Raw genomic sequence first — 18117 nt, forward strand, 5'->3', positions numbered from 1 at the left:
CATATAATGAAACGCAACATGCTAACAGATTACTTATCAAAACAATCGCTATTATTGCATCAATTAACACATTTAAATCTCGCACAATGGGACATTAATGTATTACAGCAAACACAGATAATTAATCAACGACAGAGTGATATAAACGAATGCAACTAATAACCTAATTCGGCGAGAATGAAGCTTAAGTTCTCGCCTCTTCTTTCTAATCCACACACTAGCGTAAAGATGAGTTCTGTCAATTAACCAGCGAACATTATAAGTACATTTAGTGAGTGACAACCGCACAACGTTGATGTCTATTTAACGTCACTGACAACGAGCTATTCATAGCAAAACTAAAAATTATTTTACTGAATTTTTGATTTTAACAAGTATTGCTATCCCCAGTTCAGTTTAGCTACTAGAAAGCATCAGCATAGCTTGCTAGAATCTACGCATTTTAAAACCTTAAGAGAACGATGCAAGATGGGTAGAGCGTTTCAAAACCGTAAAGAATCTATGGCGAAAACCGCCGGACAAAAAACCAAAGTGTATTCTAAATATGGTAAAGCCATTTACGCTACAGCTAAAAGTGGCGGCAGCGACCCAGACGGAAATCTAGCCTTACGTAGCTTGATTGAAAAAGCCAAAAAAGATCAGGTGCCTTCACACGTTATTGAGAAAGCAATTGATAAAGCAAGTGGCGCGGGTGGTGAAGATTACTCTGAAGCACGTTATGAAGGTTTCGGCCCTGGTAACTGTATGGTGATCATTGATTGTTTAACTGATAACGGCAACCGCACTATTAAAGATGTGCGCCAGTGTTTTACAAAAACACATTCAAAAATTGGCTCTACCGGTACTGTGTCTCACATGTTTGATCACCAAGCAGTTTTTGCTTTTAAAGGTGAAGACGACGAAGTGGTACTAGAAAACCTAATGATGGCTGATATTGACGTGACAGATGTTGAATTAGAAGACGGCGTGATCACTGTTTATGCACCACACACTGAGTTTTATAAAATTAAAACTGCATTCGCTGAAACCATGCCAGAGTTTACCTTAGAAGTTGAAGAAATCTCATGGGTACCACAAACCTACGTTGACATTACTGAAGAAGAAGATATTGCTAACTTTCAAAAGTTTATGGCCATGTTAGAAGATTGTGATGATGTTCAACAGGTGTATCACAACGCTGATTTACCAAACGACGCGTAAACACTAGTTTTTAAGTAAAGAAGCGCCATTTGGCGCTTTTTCTTTTTTACAGTCTGTATATGCTCATCTATTTATACAGGGTTGTTCTTACAAAGCTTATGCAATATTGCTTGGCATTCCATGACACTCATTAATGTTGGCACAGGGTAATCACAATAAGCTTCTTTTATTGCTCGGTTTGCTAATAAAGGAATATCTTTTGTACGTAACTGTTCAAAGTAAGTAGGTATATTTAAATGCCTAAGCAGTGAATTTACTCGCGTTAAAAAGGTATCGGCTTGAAACTTGTTACTCTCGCTTTTTTCACAAAACCCTAAACTGACCGCAAGTTCAGCATACTTCTCGATAGATTTATGCTTTGAAAACTCAAGTACATGCGGCAATAACACCGCATTCGCTCTGCCATGAGGGATATGATACACCGCACCAAGTTGATGGGCGATAGCATGTACATAGCCGATTGAAGCTCTTGTAAAAGCAGCCCCAGCATAATAACTGGCTAACAACATTTCATGCCGTGCGGTTTCGTTTGTACCGTTTTCATAAGCAAGCGGTAATGAAGTAAAAATACCTTTCAATGCCTGTAAACTATAATATTTTGTTAACCTTGTGGCATGTTTACTAAGATATGATTCAATGGCATGCGTAAGAGCATCAACGCCTGTTTCCGCGGTAATTTGTTTGGGTAAGCCAATCGTTAGGACGGGATCTAATAGTGCTACCGCAGGCACTAAACACGGATCAATGACAGTAAACTTTTGCTGTTTAGCGACATCCGTTACAACCGCAACCAAGGTTGTTTCTGAGCCTGTTCCCGCAGTAGTTGGAATAGCAATAAAATAAGGTAACTTTTTACGCACTCGAAATAAACCACTAAGAGCAGCAATAGATTTATTCTTAACAACGCTGGCGGCTACCCCCTTTGCACAGTCAATCACCGAGCCTCCACCAAAGGCAATAATGGCGTCACATTGATGTTCAATAAAGCTCCTTTTTCCCTGCTCTACGATTTCAATGGATGGATCTGGTGTGATTTGGTCAAAAACATGATACTTGATACCTTTTGCGTCTAACAGTTTTAACAGCGGTTTGATTAACCCTAACTGCATTAAGCCATTGTCGGTAGCAATAAAAACGCATGACTTTTCATGTCGTTGTAATAATTCAGGAACATCATCTAAATGATTTGACCCAGTCACTAAAGCAGGTAAAGGGATGCGTATCAATTTGTTCGCATATTTTCGAATAAAAATAATAAAGTGATGCAACCAAGGGTTCATGATGATTTGGCCAATTTATTCATTAGCCCTTTAACAGCCTCGATATGCTCAGGGTTATTGTGACAAATCCCTTGAAAGGCCGCGCATATATCTAGAAAGTCATCTAATTCAGTTCTTTGCGCAATCTGCATTAATCGTTTACTCATGCGCAGCGCATGAGTCGGTTTATCAGCCATTTCTTTTGCTAATTTTTCGGCTTCATCTTGTAATGAATTGTCAGGCACAACCGATAACACAATACCAAGTTCTTTCGCTTTTTCAGCATCAATTACTTTGCCTGAGAAGGTTAAATGTGCAGCTTGTTGATAGCCTATAAGCCGTTGCATAAACCAAGCGCCACCATCACCTGGGATAATACCTAAATTTATGAAAGTTTCGCCAAATTTGGCTCTTTCACTTGCTATTCGAATATCACACATGTTTGCAATATCAAACCCTGCACCGATTGCTGGGCCATTGACGGCAGCTATCACCGGTACTTCACAACGGTAGAGTGCTTTAGGAATACGTTGGATACCTTGACGGTAGCGTTGTTCAAGTGTTTCAACATCGCCGGCAAAATCACCCACGCGATCAGCCATATCTTTAATATTGCCTCCCGCAGAAAAAGCAGACCCTTCACCTGTGATAATCAATACCGCAATACTCGGTTGACTGTTGACCCAATTTACCACTGCAACAATATCATCGGCAATAGCAGTACCCGTTAACGCATTACGCACGTCATGGCGGGCAAACATTAAGGTCGCGATGTTATCGGCTACCGTTAATTGACAATCGACAAGTTCGGGTTGTTGCATGATTAGTCCTTATGTTGTAATTTTTCTTGAGCTTTTGCCTGTTGCCAATATTGTTCAAGCATCGCTAAGTCATGGTCAGTAAATGATTTATTAGCACAACTCACTTGTTTTTCTACATGCTGAAATCGTCTGGTGAATTTGGCGTTTGCTTGTCGAAGTAGCGCTTCTGGATCTTGCTTAGCATGCCGACAGACATTCACCACGGCAAACAATAAGTCGCCAAGCTCTTCAGCAAGCCCTGCTTTGTCACCCGCAAGTTCATCTTTTACTTCTTGAATTTCTTCTTCTACTTTTTCAATTACTTGATTTATATCTGGCCAATCAAAACCAACATGCGAACAACGTTTCTGTATTTTTGCAGCTTGTGACAAAGCAGGTAATGCCTTTGGAATATCCGCAAGAATGCTCAAATTATTTGAGTTGTTTTTTTCAGCACGCTCTTTGGCTTTTTCTTGCTCCCAGTTTCGTTTAATTTCTTCATCTGAGGTTAAATCACTATCTGAAAATACATGTGGATGACGCCTTATCAACTTCTCACACACTGCAGCGAGCACTGAATCGAAATCAAATCGTTTTTCTTCTTCACCAAGTTGTGCGTAAAAGACCACTTGGAATAATAAGTCTCCGAGTTCTTTTTCAAGTTCTGTATAATCATGTTGTGCAATTGCATCCGCAACTTCATAAGCTTCTTCAATCGTATGCGGCACAACGCTTGCGTAAGTTTGTTTAATATCCCATGGGCAGCCTGTATCTGGATCACGCAATTTAGCCATGATCCAACGTAGTTTTTCTATTGATGGCTTTTCGTTAAGCATGATTATTTTCTTTTAACCTCTATAACATCATCTAATTGCGAAAATTTTGCAATGAGCTTTTGCAACCTTTCTTGATGAGAAACTTCTAATTGTATTGTCATAGTTGTGGTATGTTCGTTTCTATCAGATTTTGATTCAAAACCAATAATTAACAATCGTTCATTTGCCACAATAGTTGAAATATCTCTAAGTAAACCTTGACGGTCATAAGCTGTGACCAATAAAGAAACCTGATAAGATGTTGAATCATGCTCTCCCCATTGAACTTCTACCTCACGTTCGGGGTGCTGCGTTAATAAATGACTAAATTGTTCGCAATCACTTCTATGTATTGAAATACCACGGCCTTGGGTGATAAACCCTACGATGTCATCACCGGGCACTGGTTGGCAACATTTCGCCATATGAGTCAATAAATTACCGACACCAGACACCGTAATGCCATTTTTATCCGCTTTAAGTTGCTGATGAGTAGGGCTCTGTTTTACTAAAGATTGTGGATCAATTTCAGAAACACCCTTATGTTTTTCTTCTTGTGCAACGATAAAATTAACGACTTGCTGTAGCCTAGCATTTCCTGAGCCTATTGAAGCATAAAGCTCTTCAGTGTTATTTACATTAAACCGTTGACAAACCGCTGATAAATCGGCTTTTTCACAATTAAACTTTGTTAATTCAAGCTCAAGTTGTTCTTTGCCTAGGCTGATATGTTTATCTCTGTCTTGCAACTTAAAGAAATGTTGCACTTTTGCACGAGCTCTAGGCGTGTGTAAGTAATTAAGCGAAGGGTTTAACCAGTCTCTGCTTGGATTAGGGGTCTTACTGGTAAGTATTTCAACTTGGTCGCCAGTATGTAACTGGTGGGTAAAGGGCACAATTCTGCCAAACACCTTCGCGCCGATACAACAATGCCCAACATTAGAATGAATATAGTAAGCAAAATCTAATGGGGTGGCACCTGTAGGTAAGTCAATCACATCGCCATTGGGCGTAAACACATAAATTCGATCTTCAAACACTTGGCTGCGTAGTTCATCAAGAAGTTCGCCACTTTCGGTAACATCTTCTTGCCATTGTAAAATTTTTCGTAGCCAACTAACTTTTTCATCAAAGCCTGTCGACTTTCCTGACGCTGTACCTTCTTTATAACGCCAATGTGCAGCAACACCTAGCTCAGCATCATCATGCATTTGCTTGGTACGTATCTGAATTTCGATTGTTTTGCCTTCTGGGCCATAGACAACCGTGTGTATAGACTGGTAACCATTGGTTTTTGGTGTGGCGACATAGTCATCAAATTCGTTTGGTAAATGTTTCCAGTTTGTATGTACTATACCAAGCGCGCCATAACAATCTTGAAGCTTGTCTACAACAACTCGTACTGCCCTTACATCAAAAAGCTGATCGAAGTCTAACGACTTTTTCTGCATTTTTTTCCAAATACTATAAATGTGTTTCGGTCTTCCATAGACTTCACCAATAATGCCAGTTTCAGCTATTTTATGAGTTAAGCTTGCAACAAAATCTACCATGTATTTTTCGCGATCTAAGCGTTTTTCATCAAGCAATTTAGCAATTTTCATGTAAGTATTAGGGTGCAAATAGCGAAAAGAAATATCTTCCAGTTCCCATTTTAATTGACCAATACCTAAACGGTTTGCTAACGGAGCATAAATATTCGCAGTTTCTTTGGCAGCAAGTACTCGGTTTTCTTCATCAGCATTTTTAACCAATCGTAAATGCACTAAACGCTCGGCTAACTTAATAACAACCGCTCGTACATCTTCAACCATGGCAAGTAACATGCGGCGAATATTATCCACTTGATTAACAGAGACATTACTTGATTGCGTTTGCTGCAAGGTTTTAATAGCATCCATTTGAGACACGCCTTTGCAAAGTAAGTAAATATCTTTGCTATACGTTTCTTGCACTGTTGATAGCGTGATCAATTGATATTCTATTAATGGAATAATAATAGCAGCACAAAGTGAGTCTTTATCTAAGTTAAGACTTGCTAAAATTTCAACCATTTCAAGTGCTTTAGTTTCACATTCATTATGCTGTGAAAATAACGTATAGTGCTGTTGCCACAATAACGCTAGCGCATTTTTTTTCTCAAATGATAATGACAATGTATCTAACCATTGTGTAAAGCTCGTGAGAGTCATTTGATGTGATTTACGTACCGAAACCATTTTACTTCCATACCTTTAGGTGTTTTATCATGTACATAAGAGCTAAGGACAATTTGATTTAGCTAATGAAATTGTTTGTTGACTATGCCATGATACAAAAAATCACACGGAATGTGTGAAAGATTACAGACAAATTATTAGGGCGTGTTGCTTTGAATGTTTTGAATGTGAATAAATATCATACAACAAAGTAAAACACCTCCTACCTTAGCTAATCGGTTGAACCGTGAATAACTTATGCAGAAATTAAGTCTAAAAGACTGGGTTATCTTACTCACTATCGTACCAACAACCTTAATAGGGTTGTTTATTGCAAGTTATTTTTCGTATTCCAGTTACACAAATCTCAATGAATATTTAGAAAATCGTTCCCGTAGTATCATTGAACCAATTGCAATATCTGCCACCAAAAGCCTACAAGAGAAAGAACGCAGTAGCCTAAGAGAATTAGTAAATTTTGCGCACCGTAGTCAGTCGTCATTGGTAAAAAGCATTACAATTTTCACTAAAGATAACCAAGTATTTGTAACCAGCGCTTATCATGGTGATACCGAAATTATGCGTATTTCAGTTGGTGATCAAATTCCCCTGAACACACAAATTATTCATCATGATGATCATCTTATTTTGCGTACCCCTATCATCGATGAGAAAAGTAACACGCAAGTCATTGCTAACAATAACTTACAACAAGTTACGTTAGGTTATGTGGCCATGCAAATAGATAAGAACAGTGTTCAATTTGCACAACAAAATCAATTTTTAATCGCTTTTTCTATTGCTTTGGTAGGGGCATTTCTTAGTGCTATTTTATCTATCACGTTAATTAAAAATGTAACACGCCCTATCACTTCTATGGTGCAAGCGGTTGATAGAATAAGAGAAGGAAAATTAGAAAGCCGAGTCACCGGGCAGTTAATTGGTGAATTAAACTTTCTTAAAAATGGTGTTAATGCCATGGCGCAGTCACTTGGTGATTATCAAGATGAAATGCAACGAAGCATTGACCAAGCAACGCTTGATTTACGAGAAAGTTTAGAGCAATTTGAAATTCAAAACGTTGAATTAGATATTGCGAAACGTAAAGCACAAGAAGCCAATAAAGTTAAATCAGAGTTTTTGGCAAATATGAGCCACGAATTAAGAACCCCATTAAATGGTGTTATCGGTTTTACCCGCCAAGTATTAAAAACGCCATTGTCAGATACACAACGTGATTATTTACAAACAATAGAACGTTCAGCTGCTAATTTACTCGCCATTATTAATGACATTTTAGATTTTTCAAAACTTGATGCCGGTAAAATGGTGATTGAAAAAATTCCTTTTTCAATGCGTGAAACCGTTGAAGAATCTACTATATTATTAGCGCCTAGCGCACATAGCAAAAATATTGAGTTATCGTTACGTGTTGTGCCTAACGTACCTGATTCGTTAATTGGCGATGCCATGCGCATTAAGCAAGTACTGATAAACCTAGCTAATAATGCAATTAAATTTACCGACAAAGGTTCTGTGAATATTGATATTGATTGTGAACGTCAAAATGACAATATTGCACAACTTAAGATCACAGTACACGATACAGGCATTGGTATTAATACCTCACAACAAGCTTCGATTTTCGAGGCCTTTGGCCAAGGCGATCAAAGTGTTACAAGATTATATGGCGGCACTGGTTTAGGCCTTGTGATTTCACAACGTTTAGTGAAAGAAATGAACGGTGATATTGGTTTTATCAGTAACGAGCAAAATGGTTCAACCTTTTGGTTTACTTTTCAATGTGAAATCAACCCGATTCCAGACGATGCATTATTAAGTCCATCTGCCTTAAAAAATAAGCGCATTTTATACTTAGAATCACACACACACAGTCGAATCGCGAATAGTGAAATTCTAGAAAGTTGGCAGATGCACGTTACACCCGTTGAAAATTTAGAGCAGGTAACGGCAGCATTAACCAATAAAAAGCAATTCGATTATGCGCTTATAGGTCATGAAATAACACCTACAGCGATTAATGAATTAAAACAACTCATCGTTTCTTTAAAAGCGCACATACCTTCGATTCACCTTGCTATCAATAGTAACTCTCCTAACTTACAAGAAGCATTACTCGTTCTCGGTGCAAAAAGCTGCTTAAGTAAACCATTAACGCCAGAAAAGTTATGTAAATCGCTCGTTCCAGAACATTTTGATTTTGCTAATTCTTTAACAGAAGTATTAGAACATAAAGTGCCTATTAAAGTGTTAGCTGTTGATGACAATGACGCAAACTTAAAATTAATCAATGCATTATTAATGGAGCAAGTCAGTGAAGTACTCACGGCTGTTAATGGACAAGAAGCAGTAAACATCTGTCAAAGTGAAAAATTTGCACTTATATTCATGGATATTCAAATGCCAGTAATGGATGGCATTAGTGCACTTAAACATATAAAAGCAAATTCATTAAATGAACAAACACCAATCATCGCAGTTACTGCTCATGCATTAAGTGGCGAAAAAGATAAATTATTAAAAGAAGGGTTTGATTCATACATGACCAAACCTATTGATGAAACCATGTTACGGCACACCATCTATGAGTATTGTGATTTAGATTTACTCGGTACCCAAGCATCACGAGCGAGAATACTCAATGCTGAATTTTCTGCCAGCGAACATGAAAAATTACCAACTGATAACCTTTTAGAAAATACAGGCGATAACGGTACAATATCTATTGTTACCTCATCGATTATCAATTGGCCGCTAGCGTTAAAACGTGCAGGACGAAAACAAAAGCTTGCACAAGATATGTTAACAGGGTTAATTGAAAGCCTACCTGAGGTAAAGCAAGACGTTACCGAGTCACTCGCTTCACAGGATCTAGAACGATTAAAAATATTGATCCATAAGCTAAATGGAGCTTGCTGTTATTCGGGTGTACCTGATCTTGGAAAAATGGTTCACCAGATTGAAACAGAGCTAAAAAGAGGGGCAGGAATAGATGAATTAGAACCAGAATTTTATGAGTTTTTTGAACACGTAGATAGAATAATAGCCTACTCTACACAAGCTTTAACAGAAATAGAAACCATATCAAACAAACAAGAGGACTAATAAATAGATTATTTAGTCACGTAATTGAATATCTGGTGACGTATTGATATCACCTTCTTCGTTAACGACTGCCAACCCGCCATTGCAGGTTAAGACTGCAAGACTATGACCATTTTCATTACGAATAAAAGCAAGCTCGTAACCAAACTTTCCAAGGCTGCTCGCTGAAAATTTTTGCGCTAATGATAACTTGGTCCACCACACTGACTGTTCTGGAGGTTCCCGTCGCCTGTCTACCATGGGTTGTTTTAGTGACTGCATAACACACCTATTGAGCAAATTTTAAACACAACTATTAACAAGTATAGACTAAAAAATAGCTGCTTGACCACTTTATCTACATGATAGTTTAATGATAAGCGTTAACATGTTCATATTAACGTGATAAAACAACAAATGCGGTTGCATAATGCGTTTCATCAGAAAGAGAAATGTGCCAAGATTCAGCGGTTAGTTCTTTCGCTTTCATTAATGCCACGTCAGTTAATTTTAAGCTAGGCTGTCCGCTTGCTAAGGTGATAATTTCCATTTGTTGAAAAGACACCCCTGCAGCAATACCTGTACCTAACGCTTTTGCAGCAGCTTCTTTACCTGCCCATCGTTTAGCTAAAAAAGGTAAAGGAAACTTAAGTGACTTATATTTACTCAGCTCAGTTGGTGTTAATACCCTATGCGCAAGCTTTTCTAACACTTTGTCTGACATTGCAATAAGTCGATCAATCTCTACAATGTCAGTACCAATTCCAACCACTGACATATGGCTAAACTCTTGCTTCTAGCATTAACCTTTTCATATCTCGAACTGCCTTATCTAGGCCATCTATAGCTGCTCGAGCGATGATCGCATGACCAATATTTAACTCAATTATTTCAGGGATCGCTGCAATAGGTTTTACGTTAAAATAAGTTAAACCGTGCCCTGCATTTACTTTTAAACCACCTTGATGCGCATATTGAATACCTTCAATTAACCGCTCAAGCTCAATCGCTTGCTCTGCTTCATTCTTCGCTTCAGCATACTGGCCAGTATGAATCTCAATATAGGGCGCTTTACTTGCAATTGCAGCATCAATTTGTGCTTTTTCTGCATCAATAAAGAGACTCGTTTGAATCCCTTGATCAGCTAGTCGAGCAACTGCCCCTGTCATTTTATCTAACTGACCAGCTACATCTAAGCCGCCCTCTGTGGTTAGCTCTTCACGCTTTTCAGGCACTAAACAAACAAAAGTAGGTTTAACTTCACAAGCAATCGTTAACATTTCTTCTGTAACGGCCATTTCTAAATTCATTCGCGTATGAAGTGTTTGCTTCATTAGTTTTACATCGCGATCTAAGATATGGCGGCGGTCTTCGCGTAGGTGAATAGTAATACCGTCAGCTCCGGCATGTTCAGCAACTGAGGCTGCATACACAGGATCAGGATAGTTTGTGCCACGTGCTTGTCGTAACGTTGCAATATGGTCTACATTCACGCCAAGTAAAATATCTTTCATCTTCAGTCTCTTTTAATAAATAGTTTTCTGCTGTTCAGTGGTTTACCATCAAGCAAATGATGGAAGACTTCTCGCATTAATCTTTTATAGGTCTGTAACACGTGTTCGTCTGCTAATTCATTTTGTGCGATTGCCTGTAAATGCTCAACAGAATATCGTGGCAATCGTAAATTTAATTGCTCAACTACAAGTCCTTGTTCTGGCACATAATGACAATTCGGCGTTGAACACGCAAATGCTAATGAAAAATCAATGCTATAACCGAGCTCATCTAATAGATGACGTTCAAAGTTACGTAAAATGGGTTCTATCGGTTGCTGCTCAGCCAACTGCGTTAATGATTGCTGATATTGCTGAAAAATATTGGGCATTGGCAATAACTCATCCAGTAATTTATTTTGCAATTCATTTAAATAAAACCCACTAAATAAATAATTTCCGGTTAAATGCCATGATTTGGCTGTTGCTTCTAACAACGTGATAGTTTTAAGGCTTCGTTGACCTTTAAAGGCCACCTTTAATGGGATAAAAGGTTGTAATAATGCTTTTTTACTTGATTTAACAGAGTTGCCTGTATAGGTGATTGCTGATACTTTGCCCTGTTGCTCCGTGATAAATTCAGCAATTATTTGATGTTCTTTGTAGGGCCTTGCATGCAACAAAAAAGCATTTTGCTCTAACTCTTGCATGCGTATGTACCATTAACCCGAGTAATCATCACCATAGCCTAAGCTACGTAGAGCTCGTTCATCATCAGCCCAACCTGACTTTACTTTTACCCATGATTCAAGAAATATTTGACGTTCAAACAACGCTTCCATATCAATGCGCGCCTCACGTCCAATGGTTTTCAGACGTTCACCTTTGTTGCCGATAACCATCCGTTTTTGACTATTACGTTCTACTAAAATCAATGCATTAATGTGTAATACGCCTTTATCGTCCATTTTAAATTGCTCAATTTCAACCGTGGTTGAATAAGGCAGTTCATCACCAGTAAAGCGCATTAATTTTTCACGAATAATTTCTGATGCCATAAAACGACTTGAACGATCGGTGATATAATCTTCAGGAAACCAAAATTCACCAGACGGTAATGACGATAAACACAATTGTTTAATTTTTTCTACGTTATCGCCTTTAGTTGCAGATATTGGCATGATCTCTTGAAAAGTATGCAGCTGTCCTAACTTTTGCAAGTGCGGTAACAACGATTCTTTGTCTTGAACATTATCCACTTTATTAATCACTAACACACAAGGTACTTTGGCATTTTTTACTTTGTTTAATACAAGTTCATCGTCAGAAGTCCAATGCGTACCTTCAACAAGGAAAAGCACTAACTCTACCTCAGCGATAGAACTGCTTGCTGCACGATTCATAAAGCGGTTTATTGCTCTTTTTTCATCAGCATGCAAACCTGGTGTATCCACCAATACTGCTTGTTTATCTTCTTCGGTAAGAATACCTAAAATACGATGTCTTGTTGTTTGAGGTTTACGAGAGGTAATGCTTACTTTTTGCCCCAATAGTGCATTAAGTAAAGTAGATTTCCCTACGTTTGGTCTACCAACAATCGCTACTAAGCCGCAATGCTGTTCAGTCATCTTTTTTCCTCGCTTGCTTAGCGTTTGTTTTGGTCGACAAAATTAAACTTAGTACTTTTTCAGCGGCTGCTTGTTCTGCTTTTCGTCTACTTGTGCCCTTAGTGATCACAGGTTCAGAAATTTCTCGTGTGGAACAGCGCACTGTAAATTCTTGGTTATGAGATTGACCTGTTGTATTAATAACCTCATAGAGTGGTAAGGCAATTTTTCGACCTTGTAAGTACTCTTGTAAGCGTGTTTTAGGGTCTTTTTGTGAATGACCCGGTTGAATATCATTGAGCCTTTGTTCAAACCAAGAAAGCACTAATTGCTTACAAATATCAATATTTGAATCTAAAAAGACCGCGCCTATGATAGCTTCAACCGCATCTTCTAAAATAGATTCACGTCGATGGCCACCACTTTTCAATTCTCCAGGGCCTAAAATGAGATGTTGGCCAAGCTCAAAGTTTCGGCCAATTTCCGCTAAAGTTACACCACGTACTAAACTTGACCGCATGCGTGTTAGGTCACCTTCATTTTCTTTCGGAAACTTTTCATATAACGCTTGCGCGATAGTAAAACCCAAGATTGAATCACCTAAAAACTCTAAGCGTTCATTATGCTGCCCTTTAGCACTTCGATGTGTTAACGCACGTAATAACAAGGCTGGATCATTAAAATGATAGCCTAAGCGTTTTTCTAACCGCGCCATTGCTTGTGGCGTATTTTTTACCATTAATTAATGCTACCTAAACGAGAAAAGCGAATACCTGTAGGTATCCAAGTGGGTAAAATATCATCTACCGTGCGTTCGAAATCAAAACTCATCCAGATAAAGACCGCTTCACCCACTAAATTTTCTTCTGGCACAAATCCCCAAAAACGACCATCAAGACTATTATCTCTATTATCGCCCATCACAAAATAATGGCCTTCAGGTACTACAAATTCATCACGTTGCGTACCATTTTGTTTGTAATAGTGCTCTGTTCTAGGTGCAATTAAATTATTAACTAAAATATCGTGTTTTTTCGTAGGTAATTCAGCGGTGTATCGCGTCAATTCAATGTCACCATCACTATAATCACCATTACTGACAAAGGTATGTGGGATCTGCGTAAACTCTTCACATGCAGAGTTTTCATCGGTACATGTTGTTTTAATATATAACGACTTATTTCGATAAATAATGCGATCACCCGGTAAGCCAATCACACGCTTAATGTAATCTATACGTGTATCAACAGGGTATTTAAACACAACTACATCACCACGTTCAGGTTCGCTAATTTCAATAAATTTATTACGTAATACTGGGTCACGTAAGCCATAAGTGTGCTTATTAACTAAAATAAAATCACCGTCGAGTAAGGTTGGCATCATAGAACCTGACGGAATTTGAAAAGGTTCATATAAAAAAGAGCGCAACACTAATACAAACGCAATCACCGGAAATATTTGTACTGGCGTATCAATGAAAAATGGTGCCTCTAATATTTTTTCTGCTATGTCTGAATCTAGTTCACCATCACATTGCTTTTGCGCTATGGCTAACTGCACACGTCGTTGTGGTGCCCAGTAAAATTTATCGGCTAGCCATACAACACCTGTAATTACTGTCAATATGACCAATAAAATCGAAAAATATACCGCCATAATTTACCTTTAATTTTCCAGTTTAAGGACTGCTAAGAACGCTTCTTGAGGTACTTCTACATTACCTACCTGTTTCATGCGTTTCTTACCTTCTTTTTGCTTCTGCAATAGTTTTTTCTTACGTGAAATATCGCCGCCGTAACATTTTGCCGTTACGTTTTTACGCAATTGTTTTACTGTAGTACGCGCAATAATGTTATTGCCAATAGCCGCTTGAATGGCAATATCAAACATTTGACGATGAATAAGTTCACGCAATTTATCTACAAGCATTCTACCGCGAGCTACTGAATTAGAACGATGCGTGATCATCGCTAATGCATCAACGCGATCACCGTTGATCATTACGTCAGCTCTAACCATATCAGACGCTTGAAAATGGATAAAATGATAATCAAGAGATGCATAACCACGACTTGTTGATTTTAACTTATCAAAAAAGTCCATGACCACTTCAGCCATCGGTAATTCATAAGTTACCGCAACTTGCTTGCCGTGATAAATAATATCTTTTTGTACGCCACGTTTTTCAATACATAAAGTAATCACATTACCCAAATGCTCTTGGGGTACTAAAATATTGGCTACAACAATAGGTTCACGAATTTCAGCAATATCGTTTACCGGAGGTAAATCACTCGGGTTATCGATAGATAACACTTCGCCTTTAGTCGTTTCAACTTCATAATTTACTGTAGGAGCAGTCGTTATTAAGTCTAAATCATATTCGCGGGCTAAACGTTCTTGAATAATTTCCATGTGCAACATACCAAGAAAACCAACACGGAAACCAAAACCTAATGCAGAAGAATTTTCTGGTTCAAAAAACAAAGAAGCATCATTTAAACTAAGTTTGTTTAATGCGTCTCTAAAGCTTTCATAATCATCAGAGCTTATTGGAAAAATACCCGCGTAAACTTGCGGTTGAGCTTTTTTAAAACCAGCAAGCGGCGCTTCCGCTTCTTTCTTAGCAATAGTGATGGTATCGCCAACAGGGGCACCATGAATTTCTTTAATGCCGGCAATGATAAAACCTACTTCACCGGTTTTTAATACGCCTGTTTCTGTTTGTTTCGGGGTGAAAATACCCACTTTATCGATAATGTGTGTTTGCCCAGTCGACATCACTAACATTTTATCGCCTTTTCGCACTTCTCCGTTCATAACACGAACTAGCGACACAACACCTTGATAATTGTCAAACCATGAATCGATAATTAACGCTTGCAAATTAGCATCTGGTTGACCTTCTGGTGCTGGAATATTTGCCACGATGCATTCCAATACATCTTCAATACCAATACCGGTTTTAGCCGAACAAGCTACCGCACCTGTCGCATCAATACCGATAATGTCTTCTATTTCTTCACTTACACGATCTGGATCAGCTTGTGGTAAATCAATTTTATTAAGAATTGGCAGTACTTCTAAATCCATTTCTATTGCGGTATAACAGTTTGCAACGGTCTGTGCTTCAACACCTTGACCTGCATCAACAACAAGTAAAGCACCTTCACAAGACGCTAACGAGCGTGAAACTTCATAAGAGAAGTCGACATGTCCTGGCGTATCAATAAAGTTTAGCTGATACGTTTCACCATCCTTCGCTTTATAATCTAAAGTCACACTCTGTGCTTTGATTGTAATACCACGCTCGCGCTCAAGATCCATTGAATCTAGCACTTGTGATTCCATCTCACGCGCAGTCAAACCTCCACAATGTTGGATTAAACGATCAGACAACGTAGATTTACCGTGGTCAATATGAGCAATAATGGAAAAATTTCGGATATGTTTCATAGAAGAAAATTAATAAACAGCTTTCACAAAATAATAGTGGCGAGATTTTATCTAATTTAGCGCGTGGGGGCTATCTTTTGTTGGGATATTGAGGAAAAAATCGTATTTTAATAGATTATTAACTAAGATTAATGCGTTGAGAAGAGCTTTCGTTGTGTTGAATTACTTTCAATAGTTTTGCATGCCAACGCTCATCTGATGCGGCACGTTGTTGCTTAAACTGCGCGCATTTAAACCCTAAATATCCACCTAAAATGCCCGTAAATAACGCAAATAACTCATGAGTAAAATTCATTAAAGCAAAAAAATATTGCCCGGTAATACTGCCGACAAATAACCCTATTAATGGCCATAAATACACCTGCCAAGCTGCCGATAATAAAACCTGTTCAGATAAACCAATTAGTACATTATCGCCAATATTTACGGGTGTGGTTGCATTAATTTGATAACTTACTTGCTTTTGCCCAAAAGCCTTCGCTACTTGACCACTGCCGCATGACTCTAGTTGTTGGCAGCCACTACACGTTGACTTAACGGTTGTTTGCACAACAGCTTGTTCACCATTAATTTCTATGACTTGTGCATGCTCTTCTATCAAGGGGCTGCTCCAGAAACAAGCCTAACAGAATCAGCTATACGTTTCGCAGTTTGGGTAGGCACTTTACCAACAACGCTCACTTCAAGCCCTTTCACTACTTGGCTTAATGCAACGGTTGCTCCGTCCATCACGTAATCAGTAGCACGCTGCTGCTCTTTGCTCGGGGTAACATAAATTGACACCTCAGCTAACCCATCGCTAAATAATTGAAATTCAACAGGTTCTTTTGTTGAAACAATGCGGTGTCTATTGGCATTAATACGCTCAAAACCTTGCGGCAGCCATTCCACTTTCCATGCAAGTTTTTGTTGCTGATAGCCTTCAGGAATATCAACAACATCAGGTAATTCAGTACTATTTAATTGTATTAAGCTCTCTGCTGGCTGTTCAGTAATATCAAGGTGGGTAAACTGTACTTGTTCAAGTTGCTGTCCTTTTCGAGTGATCACGGCCAATTTTAATAATAAGCTTGTATGTTGATCTAACCATAGCCAATAGGCGTACTTACTATTATCTTTTGGTACAATACGAATGACCTGAGCACCACGACCTAACACTCTACTTTTACCTACAGAAACAAAATTATAATGCGCTTGAAGAGCAGCTAAATCATTACTTAACACGTTAGGAATTGGCCCAGTAATTTGACTGGTTTTAACAGAATAAGGTGGTAATTCCGGTTCAATATAACTTACGACATCGCCTTTTCTAAGTACGTCTCGCCGTGGGCCATTGAGTAATGATAAAATTTCTAGTTCATCACCTTGTTCACTTATACCATGGAACCAATGATACGGTTCTGCATGGTTATTCTTTACCACGACAAAAGAAGTACCAAAATTTAATGTTTTTAGTGAGTGTGATAATTGTTTAAGCCATGATTCGGCGGAGGTAGGTTCTTGCGTCTCTTGCGCTTTCACTGGTGATATCATCAACACCAGTGAAATTAGGAAAGTCGTTAATTTCATTTAACCGATTTATCAGCCTCTTGCGGTTGCTGCTTATCTTTAGAAGAAGGAATAACTGCGCTAAATTTCATCTGTTGCTTATGATCTTGTAAAAGCGCCTGAAAACGTCGTTGTTGCTCAACTATCGCTTGTTGTTGATCAGCGCGAGTATTTTGTTGAAAGTTTAAACTTACCGGCTGTGCCACACCACCAACCGCTAAACCTGTTTGTACTACTTGATAAGGCGTGGCAGTATCATTGTCAGCCACATTAGTTTGCACACCAAACACCATCAAACCAGCGGCTGACGCTGCAATAGCAACTTGTCCGAATGGTTTTACCATGCTCACAACTTTTGCTTTGACGACACTTGGCAAGCTAGGCTTCTTCACCGGAGCTAACACTGTTGGCTCTTCTGCAATTGCATTTGATATAGCATCGGAAAGATCGATATCTATAGATTGTGCTACATCGTCACGCAAAACATCACCAATTAAATGATAACGCTGCCAAGTTTCAGACATATCATTGTCTTTTAGCACATCGTCTAAAACCGCATCTTCATGATGAAAATTATCGACTAGCGAAGATACTGTTTCAAATTTGCTTTCACTCATAGAAAAACCTTAAACC

The 18117-nt window shown here is 38.5% G+C and carries 18 protein-coding genes; 3 read left to right on the plus strand and 15 right to left on the minus strand.

The features are described from left to right. Positions 1-6 precede the first annotated feature (6 nt). Together Q4489_RS10280 and Q4489_RS10285 are read left to right on the plus strand one after the other, a co-directional pair. Positions 7-159 (plus strand): hypothetical protein, encoded by a 153-nt coding sequence (locus Q4489_RS10280; protein WP_303479846.1) that lies wholly within the window; start codon positions 7-9, stop codon positions 157-159. A 309-nt stretch (positions 160-468) separates the two neighbouring features. Continuing rightward, entirely contained in the window at positions 469-1200 is a 732-nt protein-coding gene (locus Q4489_RS10285; protein WP_303479849.1) for a YebC/PmpR family DNA-binding transcriptional regulator, read from the plus strand. Positions 1201-1271: 71 nt separating this feature from the next. Here Q4489_RS10285 and Q4489_RS10290 read toward each other — a convergent pair whose 3' ends face one another. From Q4489_RS10290 to relA, 4 genes are read right to left on the minus strand one after another with little or no spacing between them, the layout of a single operon-like run. Next, positions 1272-2480, minus strand: a complete 1209-nt coding sequence (locus Q4489_RS10290) for an iron-containing alcohol dehydrogenase (RefSeq protein WP_303479852.1) — start codon at positions 2478-2480, stop codon at positions 1272-1274. After that, a complete protein-coding gene (locus Q4489_RS10295) occupies positions 2477-3280 on the minus strand; it encodes an enoyl-CoA hydratase-related protein (protein ID WP_303479854.1) in 804 nt (267 codons plus the stop codon). The genes Q4489_RS10290 and Q4489_RS10295 overlap by 4 nt, the downstream gene beginning before the upstream one ends. 2 nt (positions 3281-3282) lie before the next feature. Then, positions 3283-4095: a nucleoside triphosphate pyrophosphohydrolase gene (gene mazG, locus Q4489_RS10300; RefSeq protein ID WP_303479857.1), complete on the minus strand. Its 813-nt coding sequence runs from the start codon at positions 4093-4095 to the stop codon at positions 3283-3285. Positions 4096-4097: 2 nt separating this feature from the next. Continuing rightward, positions 4098-6293, minus strand: coding sequence for a GTP diphosphokinase (gene relA, locus Q4489_RS10305; RefSeq protein ID WP_303479858.1), 2196 nt, complete (start codon positions 6291-6293; stop codon positions 4098-4100). A 237-nt stretch (positions 6294-6530) separates the two neighbouring features. On the opposite strand from relA, the gene barA reads away from it, so the two are divergent. Then, positions 6531-9398 (plus strand): two-component sensor histidine kinase BarA, encoded by a 2868-nt coding sequence (gene barA / locus Q4489_RS10310; protein ID WP_303479861.1) that lies wholly within the window; start codon positions 6531-6533, stop codon positions 9396-9398. 12 nt (positions 9399-9410) lie between these two features. Here the strand turns inward: barA and Q4489_RS10315 are convergent, their stop codons facing one another. The 11 genes from Q4489_RS10315 to Q4489_RS10365 form a co-directional block, all read right to left on the minus strand. Then, positions 9411-9659 (minus strand): hypothetical protein, encoded by a 249-nt coding sequence (locus tag Q4489_RS10315; protein ID WP_303479864.1) that lies wholly within the window; start codon positions 9657-9659, stop codon positions 9411-9413. A gap of 115 nt (positions 9660-9774) precedes the next feature. Continuing rightward, positions 9775-10155, minus strand: a complete 381-nt coding sequence (gene acpS / locus Q4489_RS10320; protein WP_303479866.1) for a holo-ACP synthase — start codon at positions 10153-10155, stop codon at positions 9775-9777. Between the two features lie 4 nt (positions 10156-10159). After that, positions 10160-10891 carry a pyridoxine 5'-phosphate synthase gene (gene pdxJ, locus Q4489_RS10325; protein WP_303479869.1) on the minus strand — a complete coding sequence of 244 codons (732 nt, stop codon included), beginning with the start codon at positions 10889-10891 and terminating at the stop codon, positions 10160-10162. 2 nt (positions 10892-10893) lie between these two features. Beyond that, a complete protein-coding gene (gene recO, locus Q4489_RS10330) occupies positions 10894-11580 on the minus strand; it encodes a DNA repair protein RecO (RefSeq protein ID WP_303479872.1) in 687 nt (228 codons plus the stop codon). Positions 11581-11592: 12 nt separating this feature from the next. Next, complete coding sequence (era, locus tag Q4489_RS10335) at positions 11593-12498, minus strand: GTPase Era (RefSeq protein ID WP_303479874.1); 906 nt, start codon at positions 12496-12498, stop codon at positions 11593-11595. Beyond that, positions 12491-13216: a ribonuclease III gene (gene rnc, locus Q4489_RS10340; RefSeq protein ID WP_303479877.1), complete on the minus strand. Its 726-nt coding sequence runs from the start codon at positions 13214-13216 to the stop codon at positions 12491-12493. Before rnc ends, era begins: the two co-directional genes overlap by 8 nt. After that, positions 13216-14136, minus strand: a complete 921-nt coding sequence (gene lepB, locus Q4489_RS10345; protein ID WP_303479880.1) for a signal peptidase I — start codon at positions 14134-14136, stop codon at positions 13216-13218. Before lepB ends, rnc begins: the two co-directional genes overlap by 1 nt. 9 nt (positions 14137-14145) lie before the next feature. Further along, entirely contained in the window at positions 14146-15936 is a 1791-nt protein-coding gene (gene lepA / locus Q4489_RS10350) for a translation elongation factor 4 (RefSeq protein WP_303479883.1), read from the minus strand. 118 nt (positions 15937-16054) lie between these two features. Next, a complete protein-coding gene (locus Q4489_RS10355) occupies positions 16055-16537 on the minus strand; it encodes a SoxR reducing system RseC family protein (RefSeq protein ID WP_303479885.1) in 483 nt (160 codons plus the stop codon). Next, the gene (locus Q4489_RS10360; protein WP_303479887.1) at positions 16534-17505 is read right to left on the minus strand and encodes a MucB/RseB C-terminal domain-containing protein; all 972 of its coding nucleotides are present in this window, start codon (positions 17503-17505) and stop codon (positions 16534-16536) included. The genes Q4489_RS10355 and Q4489_RS10360 overlap by 4 nt, the downstream gene beginning before the upstream one ends. Beyond that, positions 17502-18101: a sigma-E factor negative regulatory protein gene (locus Q4489_RS10365; RefSeq protein WP_303479890.1), complete on the minus strand. Its 600-nt coding sequence runs from the start codon at positions 18099-18101 to the stop codon at positions 17502-17504. Before Q4489_RS10365 ends, Q4489_RS10360 begins: the two co-directional genes overlap by 4 nt. Positions 18102-18117: the final 16 nt, after the last annotated feature.

Origin of the sequence: Thalassotalea sp. 1_MG-2023 (assembly GCF_030546745.1) — a bacterium.
Lineage (GTDB): Bacteria > Pseudomonadota > Gammaproteobacteria > Enterobacterales > Alteromonadaceae > Thalassotalea_C.

What these genes read in the sequence shown, in the direction of transcription:
- Q4489_RS10280 (WP_303479846.1), top strand. Translation starts at nt 7, where the DNA reads ATGAAACGCAACATGCTAACAGATTACTTATCAAAACAATCGCTATTA.
- Q4489_RS10285 (WP_303479849.1), top strand. Translation starts at nt 469, where the DNA reads ATGGGTAGAGCGTTTCAAAACCGTAAAGAATCTATGGCGAAAACCGCC.
- Q4489_RS10290 (WP_303479852.1), bottom strand. Translation starts at nt 2,480, where the DNA reads ATGAACCCTTGGTTGCATCACTTTATTATTTTTATTCGAAAATATGCG.
- Q4489_RS10295 (WP_303479854.1), bottom strand. Translation starts at nt 3,280, where the DNA reads ATGCAACAACCCGAACTTGTCGATTGTCAATTAACGGTAGCCGATAAC.
- mazG (WP_303479857.1), bottom strand. Translation starts at nt 4,095, where the DNA reads ATGCTTAACGAAAAGCCATCAATAGAAAAACTACGTTGGATCATGGCT.
- relA (WP_303479858.1), bottom strand. Translation starts at nt 6,293, where the DNA reads ATGGTTTCGGTACGTAAATCACATCAAATGACTCTCACGAGCTTTACA.
- barA (WP_303479861.1), top strand. Translation starts at nt 6,531, where the DNA reads ATGCAGAAATTAAGTCTAAAAGACTGGGTTATCTTACTCACTATCGTA.
- Q4489_RS10315 (WP_303479864.1), bottom strand. Translation starts at nt 9,659, where the DNA reads ATGCAGTCACTAAAACAACCCATGGTAGACAGGCGACGGGAACCTCCA.
- acpS (WP_303479866.1), bottom strand. Translation starts at nt 10,155, where the DNA reads ATGTCAGTGGTTGGAATTGGTACTGACATTGTAGAGATTGATCGACTT.
- pdxJ (WP_303479869.1), bottom strand. Translation starts at nt 10,891, where the DNA reads ATGAAAGATATTTTACTTGGCGTGAATGTAGACCATATTGCAACGTTA.
- recO (WP_303479872.1), bottom strand. Translation starts at nt 11,580, where the DNA reads ATGCAAGAGTTAGAGCAAAATGCTTTTTTGTTGCATGCAAGGCCCTAC.
- era (WP_303479874.1), bottom strand. Translation starts at nt 12,498, where the DNA reads ATGACTGAACAGCATTGCGGCTTAGTAGCGATTGTTGGTAGACCAAAC.
- rnc (WP_303479877.1), bottom strand. Translation starts at nt 13,216, where the DNA reads ATGGTAAAAAATACGCCACAAGCAATGGCGCGGTTAGAAAAACGCTTA.
- lepB (WP_303479880.1), bottom strand. Translation starts at nt 14,136, where the DNA reads ATGGCGGTATATTTTTCGATTTTATTGGTCATATTGACAGTAATTACA.
- lepA (WP_303479883.1), bottom strand. Translation starts at nt 15,936, where the DNA reads ATGAAACATATCCGAAATTTTTCCATTATTGCTCATATTGACCACGGT.
- Q4489_RS10360 (WP_303479887.1), bottom strand. Translation starts at nt 17,505, where the DNA reads ATGAAATTAACGACTTTCCTAATTTCACTGGTGTTGATGATATCACCA.
- Q4489_RS10365 (WP_303479890.1), bottom strand. Translation starts at nt 18,101, where the DNA reads ATGAGTGAAAGCAAATTTGAAACAGTATCTTCGCTAGTCGATAATTTT.